This window comes from Pseudomonas sp. Cab53 (assembly GCF_018325965.1).
In the GTDB taxonomy this organism is placed as follows: Bacteria; Pseudomonadota; Gammaproteobacteria; order Pseudomonadales; family Pseudomonadaceae; genus Aquipseudomonas; species Aquipseudomonas chlororaphis_E.
In genome coordinates this window covers 4767473-4781973 of the sequence record NZ_AP021902.1, presented here as the reverse complement: position 1 = coordinate 4781973, position 14501 = coordinate 4767473, and the positions used below count along the sequence as shown (strand labels likewise).

The window sequence follows — 14501 nt, the reverse complement described above, 5'->3', positions numbered from 1 at the left end:
GGGCCAGCCGCCTCAACCACTCTTTGCCAGACCTCCCTCGCTTGCCGCTCGAAGCTGCCCTTAAAGCGGCTTCTAAAGCACAAACCGCCCATCGAACATCGCTTCATTGTCCAGCGCCAGCACACCACTTTCGAAAATCAGGTCCAGGTGATGGCTGCCCTTGGCCCCGCCGCCTAGCCCCAGGTGCAGGCCGCAATGACGTTCCTCGAAGCCGGCGTTGCGCGCGTACAGGCTTTTGATCCCTTCATTGGTGCCGATTCCCAGTTCCTCGATGCGACGGTTGGACGGATTGGCGTCCAGGTATTTGTTGAAGTCGTGTTCCAGGCCCGGCACGTCGGTGGCGATTTTCTGAATGGTGGAGTCTTCGATCCACAGCTCCAGCGGCGATTGCAGCACACCGTACTTGCGCGCAAACGGGATGGTGCTGAGGAACGTGCCGACGAATTTGACCCGGCCGTTGATGGTGTCGCTGTGAGTGGCGATTTCACCGGGGGCCAGGTCGTAGTTGCCCACGCCGTTGATGTCGGTCCACTTCTTCACGCTGTCCAGGGCCGTGTCGAAATACGAGCCGTGCTCATCCTGGAAGCTCAACGTCGTGGCTTGGGACATGCGCCGGATCAGGTGACTGTTGAGCCCGGCGATCCGCTGGGGGATGACGCTGAAGGTGTCGTAGAAATAATCGCCGTAGTCCTTGAACAGCAGCGATTTCCTCCAGTTGTCCGCCATCACGCCTTGCAGCGCGCGAACAAAGTCCGGGCCGTCCGGGCGGGGGTTGGGCAGGGTGGAGGAGTCGTAGAAGAAAATGTACAGATCGCTGTCGGCAATGGCCTTGGACAGGCGCTCCGTGGATTCGAGGTCCAGGCGCATGGCACTGAACTGCAAAGGTGAACCGCTGCCCGCCTGTTCGACGATGGCGCCGGTCAGTGCCTCGTAGTCGGCGGTGTGGCCGAGCAAGACCTTGGCGGGCTGGATGCCGGCCAGGGCTGGATGGTGATCGAGGTAGTAAAGGAAATGTGAGATGGCTCGTTGTGTGTCCATGCTTGTTCTTCCCTGACAAATCTATTTGGCTTCCCTGACAACGGCAAAAAGTGGCGGAGTCGACCGGCCGGACCGCCTCCGCCGGGCTGTGCCTACAGAGGCCACATCGCCGTGCCGAACGGAACGACCGCGTCGGCTTGCATCATTTCAACAGCGGCTTCATGGGTTGGCGCTTCAAACCATTCGTCCAGTTGCAGTTCGGTTTCCAAGTCTTTGTCCAGTGTTTGCATAGTGAATCTCCTAGAGGACTTTTACGGAAATGAGCGGGCCGATCGGCGAGTGGAAACTGGCCGCAGGGGGCACCGCAAAACTTGTCGGCACGATGCCTTGGCAAGTCGGTGAAAACCTAGTCGAGGGTTTTTTGGAATGCAAAAAATAATTTTTATTTTTTCAGATGAACTTTTTGTTCCATTTTCGGCGGGTTTTTTTGCTGAGGTAAAACAATTGGCTGTGAGGTTTATTCATTAGCTAGCTTCCTACCGTCAATTTCCAGACGGATGACAGAAATTTCCTACATGGAAAAAATGCGTTACGCCTTGTAAAGAAAAGCTGACGAAAAGCCAGTGCCGCGTCGATCCCAAACACCTGTACCGACGAATGTAAGAAAAAGCTTCCATCAAGCCCTTCAAACGGAGTTTTCCAGGGAATGGGGCGCCTTGTTTCCGCTCCTGGGGCAGGGTCAGATGCGTGCCATGCCTTGTGAGGGTGTCTGGCGGCAAAAGGTCGGCGGTGTACAATGCGCCGCGTTTTACTGTGACCCTTCGCGTACCCACGCACCTTCAAGGTTATCCGCCTTGCTCATTCCGCCACGTCACAAGCGTGTCGGGTTCGATTTCGTCACAGATAAAAACAAACAGGTGACGCATGACCGTTGTAAATACGCTGAATTCCTGGTGCCTGCGCTGGGGTTTGATGGGCGCTGCTTGAAATCCATTTGAGCGGCAACGTCCTACGAACATCATCAAACCTTGCGTGAGACCCTTTTCATGAGTGGACAAAACTCGCATTCAGGCGAGCTGAAACGCGGCCTGAAAAATCGCCATATCCAATTGATCGCCCTCGGCGGCGCCATCGGTACCGGTCTGTTCCTGGGTTCGGCCGGGGTGCTGAAGTCGGCCGGTCCGTCGATGATCCTCGGCTACGCCATCTGCGGCTTCATCGCCTTCATGATCATGCGCCAGTTGGGCGAAATGATCGTCGAAGAGCCGGTGGCCGGTTCCTTCAGTCACTTTGCCCACAAGTATTGGGGCGGTTTCGCCGGCTTCCTGTCGGGTTGGAACTGCTGGATCCTCTACATCCTGGTGGGCATGTCCGAGCTGACCGCGGTGGGCAAGTACATCCACTACTGGGCGCCGGACATTCCGACCTGGGCTTCGGCGGCCGCGTTCTTCATCCTGATCAACGCCATCAACCTGGCCAACGTCAAGGTGTTCGGCGAGGCCGAGTTCTGGTTCGCCATCATCAAGGTGGTGGCGATTGTCGGCATGATTGCCCTGGGCAGCTATCTGCTGGTCAGCGGCCATGGTGGGCCGCAAGCGTCGGTGACCAACCTGTGGTCGCACGGCGGGTTCTTCCCCAACGGCGTCAGCGGCCTGGTGATGGCCATGGCAATCATCATGTTCTCCTTCGGTGGCCTGGAAATGCTCGGCTTCACCGCCGCCGAGGCCGACAAGCCGAAAACCGTGATCCCCAAGGCCATCAACCAGGTGATCTACCGGATCCTGATTTTCTACATCGGCGCCCTGGTGGTGCTGTTGTCCCTGACGCCTTGGGACAGCCTGCTGAGCACCCTCAACGCTTCCGGCGACGCCTACAGCGGCAGCCCGTTCGTGCAGGTGTTCTCGATGCTGGGCAGCAACACGGCGGCGCACATCCTCAACTTCGTGGTCCTGACCGCTGCGCTGTCGGTGTACAACAGCGGCACCTACTGCAACAGCCGCATGCTGCTGGGCATGGCCGAGCAGGGCGATGCTCCACGGGCCCTGGCCAAGATCGACAAGCGCGGCGTGCCGGTGCGCTCGATCCTGGCGTCGGCGGCGATCACGCTGGTGGCGGTGCTGTTGAACTACCTGATCCCGCAACACGCGCTGGAGCTGCTGATGTCGCTGGTGGTCGCGACCCTGGTGATCAACTGGGCGATGATCAGCTACTCACACTTCAAGTTTCGCCAGCACATGAACCAGACCGGCCAGGTGCCGCTGTTCAAGGCGCTGTGGTATCCCTACGGCAACTACATCTGCCTGGCGTTCGTGGTGTTCATCCTTGGCGTGATGTTGCTGATCCCCGGCATCCAGGTCTCGGTGTACGCGATTCCGGTGTGGCTGGCGTTCATGGGGGTGTGCTACGTGATCAAGAACAAGCGCAGTGCCCGTCAGGAACTGGCTGTGGCAGCGGCCAAGTAGGCGCCCCGAAACACACCAGACCCGGCCGCGTGCCGGGTCTGGTTTTTCTGGCTCACGCGATCCTTTGTGGGAGCGGGCTTGCCCGCGAAAGCGTCGTTACATTCAATGCTTCGTCGACTGACACAGCGCTGTCGCCAGCAAGCCCGATGCCACAGCAGGATGGGTGTTGCGCTGGCGATTCGGGGTATTCTTGGCGGCCTGAATACCGGACCTTTTCCCAATGCTGGCGATTTCCAACACCGTGCACATTCCCGACGCCGAGATCGAGCTGACGGCCATCCGCGCCCAGGGCGCCGGGGGCAGAACGTCAACAAGGTGTCCAGCGCCGTGCACCTGCGCTTCGACATCCCGGCTTCGTCCTTGCCCGAGTTCTACAAGGAACGGTTGCTGGCCCTGCGCGACAGCCGCATCACCAGCGACGGTGTGTTGATCATCAAGGCCCAGCAATACCGCACCCAGGAACAGAACCGGGCCGATGCGCTGGAGCGCCTGGTCGAACTGATCCTCGGGGCCACCAAGGTCGAGAAGAAGCGGCGTCCCACCAAACCGACGCTGGGCTCGAAGAAACGTCGGCTGGAATCCAAGACCAAGCGCGGCTCGATCAAGGCCGGACGCGGCAAGGTGGATTTCTAGTTGCGCGTCCGTGCCTCGCGCTGCCTTGGCGCTTGCCGGTACAAGTACACGCTCAGGGCCAACCCGCCCAAGGCGGCCAGCGCCGCGAACAGGAAGATCGACGCGAAGCCAAAGCCTGCGGCAATGGCACCGGCCAAGGGACCGGTGATCCCCAGTGACAGGTCGATGAACAACGAATAGGCACCCACCGCCGCGCCGCGACTGGACGCCGGCACCAGGTTGACCGCCTCCACGCCCAACGCCGGGAACACCAGGGAAAAACCGAAACCGCTCAACGCCGCCCCCGCCAACGCCCAGTGGGCATCGGGCGCCAGCCATAGCAGCAACAGCCCCAGGACCTCCACCGACAGGCAGGCAATCGCCACGCGAAAGCCACCGAGGCGGTTGATCAGGTTGCCGAACAACAGCCGCGCACCGATGAAGCTGGCGCCGAACAGGCTCAGGCAGAGCACGGCGTTTTCCCAATGCTGGGTGGCGTAGTACAGGGTGATGAAGGTGGCGATGGTGCCAAATCCGATGGAGCCCAGGGCCAGGCCGCAGCCGTGGGGCAGGACGCGACCCAGCACGTGCATGAAGGGCAGGCGTTCACCGGCGACGATGGGCGCGGCCAGTTTCGGCCAGGCCAATGCCAGGCCCAACGAGGCCAGCAGGATAATGCTGACGCCCATGCTCCACAGTCCCAGGGTATTGACCAGCCACACCCCCAGCGGCGCGCCGATCGCCAGCGCACCGTAGCTGGCAATGCCGTTCCAGGAGATGACCTTGGCGGTATTCGCCGCGCCGACCCGGCCAATGCCCCAGCCGATGGAGCCCGAGCCCACCAGGCTTTCGGCGCTGCCCAGCACCAGGCGGCCGATGAACAGGCTGGCCAGGCTGAGCATCGGCAGGCTCGGCGTCCAGGCCGACACCAGCATGAACACCCCGCTCAGTCCGCAACCGGCCAGACCGATCATGACTGCGCGCTTGCTTCCCAGGTTATCGATGATCCGGCCGGCGTAAGGGCGGCTGAGCAGGGTGGCGAGGTACTGGACGCTGATCACCAGCCCGGCAATGACCGCACCGAAACCCAACTCGCCATGGACGTACCCGGGCAGCACGGCGAGCGGGATACCGACGTTCAGGTAACCAATGAAGGTGAATAGGACGATGGAAACAACTTGCAGCGTGACCGCCAGGGGGCGCTGGGAATCTGACATGGGGAAAGGGTCCACGGAGCAGCAACAATAGATAGGCTGCTTATGATAACGGCGACCGTGGGGGCAGGGTGCGGAAAAGTAAAACTATTTGCCCGGCGGCTTGTTCAGTCAGTGCCTTGTTCGCTGACCAGGTGACTGGTGACCAGGGCGGCCAGGGCGTTTTCCTCGGTGCCGAAACGGGCCAGCAGCGCGGCTTGTTTTTCAGGCGACAAGCGCGTCCAGATCTCGACCATTTTCTCGGCGGTGCCGATCAGTACGCTGGCCTGGGCTTCGCTGAAGGGGGAGGTGTCATTGGTCATCGCAGGGCTCGGATTCAGGCAGTGTGGAAAGCGCATCTTAGCGCTTTCCACACGGTCTGGTTACGCGGTGGATCAGTCTTGGCTGTCGGCCTGGCGGCGTTCAGTGGCTTCTTTGGGTTCGGGTTGCTGGGCGTCTGCCGGCCCCCCGGCTTGTAGCGTGGTCGTCTGCTCAGTGTCGTGCAGGCTTGGGAAGGGGAGATTAGGGATCTCGTGCATATCGCGCTCCTCGCAAAGTCTGTGGATAGATCTGGTAGATCCGCGCTTTTAAAAAAGCCTGGGCAGGATACAGCAGGAGAAATGACAAAAAGACGTTTAAATCCTGTTGCACCGACAGATGGGATTGTCTGGACAGGTCAAGGCAAGCTTGTCGACAGGCTTGCAAAGGCCGCCGACAATCGGATGAAGCCATTCGAGGAACGCCAGCACGACGTCCAGGGCATCCTGGGTGAGTTGATCGCGCGTGAACAAGGCGTCCCGGCGAACATCAAGAGGCGCATCGAGCAGCCAACGCCCGCGCCACCGGCTCAATAGTCGCGTCGCTTGCGAAACGCCCAGCGACCGGCGATCAGGGTGAAGGTCGCCACCAGTGCCACGAGGATCCAGAAACCTTCGGGATCGGTGGCCAATGGCACGCCGCCGACGTTCATGCCGAAGAAACCGGCAATGATGTTGATGGGCAAGGCCAGCACCGTGACCACCGTCAGGGTGAACAGGGTACGGTTGCTCTGTTCATTGAGGTTGGCGGCGATCTCTTCCTGCAACAGTTTGATCCGCTCGCCCAGCGCGGTCAGGTCGTTGATGATCAGGGCGAATTCCTCGGTGGATTTGCGCAGCTCCTTGACGTCTTCTTTCTGCAACCATTGCGGCGGGCGGTTGAGCAGGCGCAACAACGAACCGGGCTCCAGCGCCAGCAGGCGTTGCAGGCGTACCAGCACCCGGCGCTGGCTGCCCAGCTCGGCGCGATTGGTGGACAGGCGCGAAGACAGCAACTGATCTTCGATCTGGTCGACGCCTAGGCTGGTCTTGCGCACGATCTGGGTCAGTACTTCACCCTGGTCGCGCAGCAGGTGCACGAGCAACTCCAGCGGTGAGCGAAAGCATTCGCCGGCCTTGACCGAGGAGCGCAGCTTGTCGACCGAGTGCAGGGGTTGCAGGCGGGCGCTGACGATCAAACGGCTGTGAACGCACACCCACAACGTGGAGACGTCCGAAGACACCAGGTTGCTGAGGTTAAACACCACGTCGTTCACCACCGCCAGCAACGCCGAATCCACGTGTTCGATGCGGGTCGAGCGCGAGCCTTCATGCAGGGCTTCGAAGAATTCCTGTGGCAAGGCCAGGTGACTTTTCATCCAGCGCTCGCACGCGGCATGGGCCAGGTTCAGGTGCAGCCAGAGGAACTCATCGGCGTCCTGGGGGTGTTGCAGGCTTCGCAGGGCTTGGGCCGAGTCGATTTCCTGTCCACGCTGGCCGGGACGGAAACGAAACCCGTAGAGCAGGCCGAACAGGTCCGGATCGCGGTGGCTTTGATCGATGCTGTGATTCATGAAGGCTCGCTGGCGGGAAGTGCCTGTCGCGGCTACAGGTTCACTTGAGTGGCATCATCGCAAGCTTTCTTGATGGTTTTGTGACAGTTGTGAGGGGCCCGACAGGTTTAATCCAGGCAAAAAAAGAGCCGCGCAACGGGAAGTTGCGCGGCTCTTTTTGCAGGTCAATCAAGTGTCTTGTTTGTTGCTCAGGACTTCGCCAGTGGTGGCGTCGAAGTCGACGTCGAACTCTTTGCCGTCAGCGGCCTTCAGTTCAACTTCATATTCATAACCGTTGAAGTGATTGTCCAGGTCGGTGTCGGTGATGGTCGCGCCCGGGTGCAACTTCAGGGCTTCTGCGTTCATCGACTCAAGGGACTTGATTTTGCCTTCCTTGACCAACTGGGGAATCTGGTCGATCCGGACGTCGGCTTGGGCCAGGCCGGCGGTGAGGGTCAGGGCAGCGGCGGTAAAGAGGGCAGTCAACGTTTTCATAAGTGCTTTCCTTGTGTCATTAAAGGGGTGATTCGTTTAAGTGGGTTCAGGCTAACGCTGGCAACTTAATTCACCCTTAATTTGCAATAACTTGGAATGCACCCAGAGGCCTGTGGTTCCCCACAGGCCTCTTCGGTTTCAATACCCGTTCTTTTTCAGCAGTTGTGCCACGCTGCCAGTCTCGGGACGCTTGAAGTACTTGAGCAGTTCACTGGCGCGGTTGGTAAAGATGCCATCGACGCCGGCATCCAGCACTTTCTTGAAGTCCACTGCCTCATCCATGGTGTAGACGTGCACCAGCAGGCCCTGGTCATGGGTGTACTGGTTCATCCAGGGTTTGACCAGGTCCGCGTAACTCTGGCTACCGCCATGGGTCAGTGCGGCGGACGGCCCGGTGCCGATGGCGCCCTGGGACTTGGCGTACTGGACCCATTTCTCGAACTCGGCCTTGTCCTTGGGTTCCTGCTTGGCGTAGTAGGCCGCCTTGTCGGTTTCCCCGGACTCGGCAAACGGCACCTTGGACTTGGGCTCGATGTTGCCTTCGCCGACCCACAGCAAGAGGATCTTCGGCACCTTCGGCATCTCTTTTTGCAACAGTTCGAGGCTGCTCTTCTCGAAGGTCTGCAAGACCACCTTGCCCTTGCCTTGGCCGACGCCGGTGGCGCTCTTGGCGAGCTTGGACCCGGACGGACTCAGCCAGCCACGGTCCTGCAACTTGTCCTTGAGGTCACGCTCGATGCCGGGGAACAGCTTCGGCTCCTTGGTTTCGATGTACAGCCCCGGTTTGTGCTGCGGGTTGCCTTCGGCAATGTCGATCACTTCATCGAGGGTCAGGATCTTCAGGCCGGCGAACGAGGGGCGCGCGCGGTCCGGGTAGGTCGTGTTGAACCAGCTGCCGGCGTCCAGGGTCTTGAGCTCTGCCATGGTGAAGGCGTTGGCGGTGCTGTCCTTGCGCTCGGGAAATTTGCTCGCGACGTCCGTGGTGCGCAGCAGGCTGTCGTCATGCAGCACGAACAACACGCCATCCTTGCTGCGTTGCAGGTCCAGTTCCAGGTAGTCCGCCCCCAGGTCGCGAGCCAGCGTGTAGGAAGCCGCGGTGGATTCCGGCGCGTCGAACGAGGCGCCACGGTGGGCGATGACCGCTGGGTGAGGGATGCCCTGGCGAGCTGCCAGGGCCTTGGGGCTCAACGCTTCGGCGGCGTGGGCCTGGCCGAAGCCGAGCACCAGGCTCAGCATCAAGACGCTGCGGGTGAAGGTGACAGGCATGCTCGAGTTCCTTTCGTGGGTGTGCAAAAACCTATCTTTTAACAACTGAACGCCGTCGGCGCTATCGCCATACCGACATAAATGCGTGCGAAGCAGATTTTTCCCACACATTGACGTACCGCTTTGCAGTACCCTTGGTCGCACCAGTTTCCCCGGCAGAGGGAGACCTTGAATCAGCATTCGCCGCCCTGCGTGTAAACCATCGATCAGCCGTCCCCAGGGGACGCATCCATGAGGTTTACCATGCGCACCACTTCGACACTCATCTGCCAGGCCGCCGACCAGCTCAAGGGTTTTGTCGGCCTGAACCGCAAGACCGGCCAGTACATCGTGCGTTTCAGCGAAGACGCCTTCGGCATGGACGTGGCCGACGACGGCATCATTCCCACCTGTGAATTTGTCTGGGGGCCGGCGGCAGACGGCACCATGGCCCTCAAACGCGAGCGGATCCAGCTGCTGCTGGACCAGCATGTCGACGACCGGATCAACCTCACTGATCCGCTGCGGGTCTACATGGCCCGCACCGACCTGCCTGAAATCGTAGCGGTGCGGCAGTTGGTCGTGGAGGGCTGATCCCCACGGATCAGTTGATCGATACCCGGTGACACTCAGGCGCGGGTCTTGGCGCATGCCTCGACAAATGCCTTCGCCAGCGGCGGCGTGCGGCCTTCCAGCGCGGCTCGTTCGGGCTGAAACAATGTCGCGACAAAGAACGGATGATCGCGCAGTTCCACCGCGCGCAAGTCACCGGTCGAGTCCCGGGCGACGGCGTGCAGGCGCTGGCCGAGCAGGTCTTTTTCGAAGGCCGGGTTGAGCCCGAAGCGGCAGCGATAGCTTTCGAACGCTGTCTGGCGTCCATAGGCCCGGGCAATCAGTGACCCCGCGTCGAACTGAAGGCTGTCGAGGGTTTCGATCAAGGCGCAGCTCAGCGGCGTCACTACGAGCCGTTCAGCCTCGGGGGAGTTCTCGCCGTGGGCGGCATCGGTCCAGCCCATCACGTGGCGCGCGTATTCCAACACCGCATGCTGGAAACCGCCGCAGGTGCCGAGGAACGGACGACGTTGTTCACGGGCAAACCGAATGGCGTGCAAAGCGCCGTCTTCGTTTCGGTAAGGGCTGCCCGGTACGCACCAGATGCCGTCGAAGTCGTTCATCAGCGTGCTGTGGTCGATCAGGTCGGTGGCCAGCCACTGGAAACGAAGCCCGTGGCCTGTTTGCTGGCTGGCCTGTTCAAGGGCCAGGGGGATCGCCCGGTGGGCCGTGATTTGTGGGTCATGATCGCCGACCAGGGCGATGTGCAAAGGACGCTGGTTTTCCATGGAAATCTCGCCGCTTGTTGATTGCTGGCGGCCACTATAGATTGGCGTTCACGCAATCAATATTGGCGTTTACCCAAGTGTTCAATGCATCCACGCACTATCGACTGGACTATCCCGACCTCTCCCTGATCCTGGCGTTGGTGCGTGGAGGCTCGCTGGCTCGGGCGGCGCGGTTGCTGGACGTAGACGTGTCCACCGTGTTTCGTTCGGTGCGCCGACTCGAGGCGGCCCTGGGCCAACCCCTGTTCGAAAAAAGCCGTGCCGGGTATCTGCCCACGAGCCTGGCCCAGACGCTGTCCGAGCAGGCTGAGCGCGCCGAACAGGCCCTGGAGGCGGCACGCATCGGCGTGGAGCAGGGCGGCGAGGTCGTCAGCGGCACGGTGCGCCTGACGTGCTCCGACTCGGTCCTGCAGGTGCTGTTGTTGCCGGCGCTGGCGCGGTTCATGCCCGCGTATCCGGCGTTGAACCTGGAGCTGAGTACGTCGAACGACTTCGCTAACCTGAGCCGTCGCGATGCTGACATCGCCTTGCGCCTGACCCGCACGCCGCCGGAACATCTGGTGGGGCGGCACCTTGGTGGTGTCGTCTACCGAGTCTGCGGGAGTCCGGTCTTCCTGTGCGGCGCGAATCTGGATGACTTGGCGTCCCTGACCTGGATCGCGCCGGACGACTTCCTCCCCGATCACCCCACCGTGGCCTGGCGCCGACAACATCTGCCCGCCGTGATGCCAGCCTATCGCTGCAACAGCATGCTCTCGGTCGCCGAGTTGGCGCGGGCCGGCCTGGGTGTCGCCGCCTTGCCGGATTTTCTGATCGGTGAAGGCCAGGGCTTGATCCCCTTCGGCGAACCGTTGGCGGGGTATGACACGTCGCTCTGGCTGCTGACACGACCAGACTGCCGCGCCTTGCGTTCGGTGGTGACATTGTTCGACGAGTTGGGGCGTAATTTGCGGCAGCGCTGATGTTTCATGAGCCAAGCGTGCCGGGATAGATGATGATCGCCCAGCGGTTATAGTGCCTTCAGCACCAGCCCCAGGCGGAGAACATCATGGCGACCCCTTACCCATCCACCCCCGCGGCCCCCGTGGATCACTTGCGTTTTCATCGGCCTCACGCGCATCTGGCACCCACCTTCGGGAATGATCGCTTTGCGTTGCGAGCGGAGGCGTTCGCGCGTTTTTTCGGCACGCCGATGTTCCTCGGCGCACAAACCCTGATCGTGCTGATCTGGGTAGGCTTGAACCTGTCGGGCATCGTGCATTTCGACGCTTATCCGTTCATCTTGCTCAATCTGGCGTTCAGTCTGCAGTCGGCCTACGCCGCCCCGCTGATCCTGCTGGCGCAAACTCGCCAGGCCGCTCGCGACAAAGCCCAGGCGGAAGCCGATGCGCAACATCGCGAAGCCCTGGCCATTGCCAACACTGAGCGCCAAGCCCAGGCCGCGCACAATACGGCGCAGTTACTCGAGTTGTTGGAGCAGAACACCCGCCTGACGGAAATGACCAAGGCACTGACCGAGCGCATCGACAGCCTGACCACCGAAATGCATCAGAAATTCGTGAACACTTCCTCGGCGCAATGACCCTCGTGACGCGACTCCCGGTGGTGGGCACTCAAGCCTGATAGCGAACCAGGAACATGTCGAGGGCTGACTCGATCACCTGCACTTGCTCCTCATGGGTCAGGCTTGGTTGCCCCATGGAAATCTGTGGCCAGAAGGCGAAGGTCTTGATCAAACCGTGCATTTGCTGGGCAGCGAATTCCGGCTCCACCGGCTTTAGCCGGCCATCGACCTGGGCTTGGCGAATCCAGGTGGTGAGGCCTTCTTCACGCTGGCCCATGCGCGACACCATGTCTTGGGCACGTTCGGGTGAGTGAATGGTTGCGGCAATGGCGATACGCGCCAGATCGAGGAAGTTCTCCTCCGACAACAGTTGCAGCTTAGCTTGCAGCAACCGACGTAGCTGCTCACGCAAAGGCTCCAACGGGTCATAGGCCATCTCCTGTTCAGCGGTGATGCTCTCCCATAGCCGACTCAGGATTTCGGCAAACAGCTCTTCCTTGCTCGGAAAGTGGTTGTACACCGTGCGCTTCGACACGCCTGCCGTCGCCGCGATCTTGTCCATGCTGGTGATCTCGAAACCGTTGATGCGGAATTCGGCAATCGCGGCCTGGAGGATGGCTTCGCGTTTTCGTTCGGTGAGGCGCTGCGGTACGGTCATGGGCATTCGTCGGTTGAGAAGGGCAAATTACACTCGGCAGTTTACTTGCTCCCGGGATTCATGCAATCTAGAAACTACACCGAGTGGTGTAGTTTTGTCGCGAACGGCTGAGCGTGCACGTCGCAGCCATCAAACGTCCCCACAAAGACGAAGCGTAATTCGACGACGTTCCTGGAGTTATCGCACCATGAGTATTCCTTCTTCCACGACCGATAACGCGGCTGCCAACCCGGCCTCCCGACACGAACAAGGGAAGTATCACAATCACGCCCATACACCGCGAGAAGGGTTTGGCCAGATGCTGCGCATCATCTGGAACATGCTCCTCCACAAGCCCCGTACCACCCGTCCGGCAGGGGCCATCGCCGTCCAGCCGCTGACCCGCGCCGAGCTGCTGGCAGCACCGAACCAGAGTGTGTTCCGTCTCGGCCACTCCACGGTTCTGCTCAAACTGCGCGACAAGTTCTGGATCACCGACCCGGTGTTCTCCGACCGTGCATCGCCCGTGCAATGGGCCGGCCCCAAGCGTTTCCACCAGCCGCCCATCAGCCTGGAGGATCTGCCGCCGATCGAGGCGGTGATCCTGTCTCATGACCATTACGACCACCTCGACCATCAGGCCATCCTCAAGCTTGCCGCCAAGACCCGGCACTTCCTCACGCCCCTTGGCGTGGGTGACATCCTGGTCAAATGGGGTATCGAGGCCAGCAAGGTGCGTCAGCTGGATTGGTGGCAAAGTACCGAAGTGGACGGTATCGAGTTCATCGCCACACCATCGCAGCATTTTTCCGGTCGCGGGCTGTTCAACGGCAACAGCACGTTGTGGGCTTCCTGGGTGATGATCGATGGCGGCGCGCGGATTTTCTTTAGCGGCGACACCGGTTACTTCGACGGTTTCAAGCGCATCGGCGAGCGATACGGCCCCTTTGACCTGACCCTGATGGAAACCGGCGCCTATAACGTCGACTGGCCTCACGTGCACATGCAGCCCGAGCAGACATTGCAGGCTCATATCGACCTGCGTGGGCGTTGGCTGCTGCCGATCCACAACGGTACATTCGACCTGGCGATGCATGCCTGGTTTGAACCCTTCGACCGCATCCTGGCGCTGGCCTGGGAGCGCAACGTGCTTATCACTACGCCACAGATGGGCGGAGCCTTCACCCTGACCCATCCGCACCGTGGCCGGGCCTGGTGGCTGGAGGTAGAGGCGTCGGCCTATCAGAACCAGACTGGCGCGGCCTGACGCCCATCGCAGCGGCCCGGCTATTCGATCATCGCGTAGTCGGGCCGCCCCGCCGGGTCCGGTGTGGAGCCCTTGATGTTCATGCCACGCCCCGGTGCAAAGCCAGGGAAGAACACCAGGCCTTCGGCTTCAAAGCGAAACGCCAGCGCCAGTCGGGTTACATCGAGCAGTTCACCCCCGGCTTCGAAGCGTTGGATGGCGGGTACCGAGACGCCCGACCGACGGGACAACTCCTCGACACTCCACCCCAGCATGGCGCGGGCTTGCGCGCTGTGGGCAGGGGTGAATTGATAGACAGCGATGCGTTCCAGGGTGGTTTTGAGTGCGAGAGAGGCCATGGGATGCTCCAAAGCAGTGGATTCAAAATACTGTGTTTTTGTACAGTTGTTTTGAAACCGGATCAATCTCATTTTTTTGATGGGTGACCAGTGGTCGGCTTCAGCCAAGCGCTCGGTGTACCCTGGCGTCTAACGGAGGAGGGGTGGTATGTCTATTTCCGATAGTGACTGGAAAAGTTACAACGAGCTCTACGAACTGGCGCTGGACCGCTTCTGCAAAGGGGTTCTTGCTGATGCCCAGACGATCGCTCAGAACGAAACTTTATCGGCCCACGCTCGATACGCAACGCTGTATGGTCTCATACGCAATCGAGACAAAGACCTGTCGATGGCCTTCAACGGACGTCGACGCAAAGAAGTTTCCCTATCTTTGAGGCTGATGGTCGCCTATGACCTGCTGAGCGATCAGGAGCTGATGGTTCTGAGCGACGAGTTACGAGAACGGATTTCCGACGCTGTTCGTCAGCCCTATGAAATAGAATGGGCCACAGACGCATAGTCCTTTTCAAGCAGAGCGCACC

18 protein-coding genes and 1 pseudogene are annotated in these 14501 nt (G+C 60.6%); 8 read left to right on the top strand and 11 right to left on the bottom strand.

The window, feature by feature from the left end; genetic code table 11:
* Positions 1-72 precede the first annotated feature (72 nt).
* Positions 73-1038, bottom strand: coding sequence for a leucyl aminopeptidase (aminopeptidase T) (locus KI241_RS20830; protein ID WP_042729499.1), 966 nt, complete (start codon positions 1036-1038; stop codon positions 73-75).
* A 92-nt stretch (positions 1039-1130) separates the two neighbouring features.
* Positions 1131-1268 carry a hypothetical protein gene (locus tag KI241_RS20825; RefSeq protein WP_042729498.1) on the bottom strand — a complete coding sequence of 46 codons (138 nt, stop codon included), beginning with the start codon at positions 1266-1268 and terminating at the stop codon, positions 1131-1133.
* A gap of 756 nt (positions 1269-2024) precedes the next feature.
* Here KI241_RS20825 and KI241_RS20820 point away from each other — a divergent pair.
* Both KI241_RS20820 and arfB read left to right on the top strand, forming a co-directional pair.
* Positions 2025-3440: an amino acid permease gene (locus KI241_RS20820; protein WP_047736580.1), complete on the top strand. Its 1416-nt coding sequence runs from the start codon at positions 2025-2027 to the stop codon at positions 3438-3440.
* Positions 3441-3660: 220 nt separating this feature from the next.
* Positions 3661-4073 (top strand): annotated as a pseudogene (gene arfB / locus KI241_RS20815) (alternative ribosome rescue aminoacyl-tRNA hydrolase ArfB).
* On the opposite strand, the gene KI241_RS20810 reads toward arfB, so the two are convergent.
* The 3 genes from KI241_RS20810 to KI241_RS20800 all read right to left on the bottom strand — a co-directional run bounded on the left by KI241_RS20810 (position 4070) and on the right by KI241_RS20800 (position 5784).
* Positions 4070-5269 carry an MFS transporter gene (locus KI241_RS20810; protein WP_042729495.1) on the bottom strand — a complete coding sequence of 400 codons (1200 nt, stop codon included), beginning with the start codon at positions 5267-5269 and terminating at the stop codon, positions 4070-4072. The pseudogene arfB and the gene KI241_RS20810 sit on opposite strands and share 4 nt — an antisense overlap.
* Positions 5270-5373: 104 nt before the next feature.
* Complete coding sequence (locus KI241_RS20805) at positions 5374-5604, bottom strand: hypothetical protein (RefSeq protein ID WP_080922052.1); 231 nt, start codon at positions 5602-5604, stop codon at positions 5374-5376.
* 36 nt (positions 5605-5640) lie between these two features.
* Positions 5641-5784 (bottom strand): hypothetical protein, encoded by a 144-nt coding sequence (locus KI241_RS20800; RefSeq protein ID WP_185057640.1) that lies wholly within the window; start codon positions 5782-5784, stop codon positions 5641-5643.
* An 81-nt stretch (positions 5785-5865) separates the two neighbouring features.
* Between KI241_RS20800 and KI241_RS20795 the strand changes: the two genes are divergently transcribed.
* On the top strand, positions 5866-6099 hold the full coding sequence (locus KI241_RS20795) for a hypothetical protein (protein ID WP_042729494.1): 234 nt from the start codon (positions 5866-5868) through the stop codon (positions 6097-6099).
* On the opposite strand, the gene KI241_RS20790 is transcribed toward KI241_RS20795, so the two are convergent.
* From KI241_RS20790 to KI241_RS20780, 3 genes are all read right to left on the bottom strand, one after another.
* Positions 6093-7115, bottom strand: a complete 1023-nt coding sequence (locus KI241_RS20790; RefSeq protein WP_042729493.1) for a transporter — start codon at positions 7113-7115, stop codon at positions 6093-6095. The two genes, KI241_RS20795 and KI241_RS20790, sit on opposite strands and share 7 nt — an antisense overlap.
* A 168-nt stretch (positions 7116-7283) precedes the next feature.
* Positions 7284-7589 (bottom strand): PepSY domain-containing protein, encoded by a 306-nt coding sequence (locus tag KI241_RS20785; protein WP_042729492.1) that lies wholly within the window; start codon positions 7587-7589, stop codon positions 7284-7286.
* Positions 7590-7727: 138 nt separating this feature from the next.
* The gene (locus KI241_RS20780; RefSeq protein ID WP_212802951.1) at positions 7728-8855 is read right to left on the bottom strand and encodes a glycerophosphodiester phosphodiesterase; all 1128 of its coding nucleotides are present in this window, start codon (positions 8853-8855) and stop codon (positions 7728-7730) included.
* Positions 8856-9098: 243 nt separating this feature from the next.
* Here KI241_RS20780 and KI241_RS20775 point away from each other — a divergent pair, with 243 nt between their 5' ends.
* The gene (locus tag KI241_RS20775; RefSeq protein ID WP_042729490.1) at positions 9099-9428 is read left to right on the top strand and encodes a DUF2025 family protein; all 330 of its coding nucleotides are present in this window, start codon (positions 9099-9101) and stop codon (positions 9426-9428) included.
* A 35-nt stretch (positions 9429-9463) separates the two neighbouring features.
* Here the strand turns inward: KI241_RS20775 and KI241_RS20770 are convergent, their stop codons facing one another.
* Positions 9464-10174 (bottom strand): CTP synthase, encoded by a 711-nt coding sequence (locus KI241_RS20770; protein WP_042729489.1) that lies wholly within the window; start codon positions 10172-10174, stop codon positions 9464-9466.
* Between the two features lie 14 nt (positions 10175-10188).
* Here KI241_RS20770 and KI241_RS20765 point away from each other — a divergent pair, with 14 nt between their 5' ends.
* Together KI241_RS20765 and KI241_RS20760 are read left to right on the top strand one after the other, a co-directional pair.
* On the top strand, positions 10189-11136 hold the full coding sequence (locus tag KI241_RS20765; protein WP_212802950.1) for a LysR family transcriptional regulator: 948 nt from the start codon (positions 10189-10191) through the stop codon (positions 11134-11136).
* A gap of 86 nt (positions 11137-11222) precedes the next feature.
* Positions 11223-11756: a DUF1003 domain-containing protein gene (locus tag KI241_RS20760; protein ID WP_042729487.1), complete on the top strand. Its 534-nt coding sequence runs from the start codon at positions 11223-11225 to the stop codon at positions 11754-11756.
* A gap of 31 nt (positions 11757-11787) precedes the next feature.
* Here KI241_RS20760 and KI241_RS20755 read toward each other — a convergent pair whose 3' ends face one another.
* Positions 11788-12396, bottom strand: coding sequence for a TetR/AcrR family transcriptional regulator (locus KI241_RS20755; RefSeq protein WP_123578433.1), 609 nt, complete (start codon positions 12394-12396; stop codon positions 11788-11790).
* Between the two features lie 187 nt (positions 12397-12583).
* Between KI241_RS20755 and KI241_RS20750 the strand changes: the two genes are divergently transcribed.
* The gene (locus KI241_RS20750) at positions 12584-13642 is read left to right on the top strand and encodes an MBL fold metallo-hydrolase (RefSeq protein ID WP_212802949.1); all 1059 of its coding nucleotides are present in this window, start codon (positions 12584-12586) and stop codon (positions 13640-13642) included.
* A 20-nt stretch (positions 13643-13662) separates the two neighbouring features.
* Here the strand turns inward: KI241_RS20750 and KI241_RS20745 are convergent, their stop codons facing one another.
* Positions 13663-13980, bottom strand: a complete 318-nt coding sequence (locus KI241_RS20745; RefSeq protein ID WP_123578431.1) for a helix-turn-helix transcriptional regulator — start codon at positions 13978-13980, stop codon at positions 13663-13665.
* Between the two features lie 148 nt (positions 13981-14128).
* Here KI241_RS20745 and KI241_RS20740 point away from each other — a divergent pair, with 148 nt between their 5' ends.
* Positions 14129-14479 carry a hypothetical protein gene (locus KI241_RS20740; RefSeq protein WP_047736565.1) on the top strand — a complete coding sequence of 117 codons (351 nt, stop codon included), beginning with the start codon at positions 14129-14131 and terminating at the stop codon, positions 14477-14479.
* Positions 14480-14501: the final 22 nt, after the last annotated feature.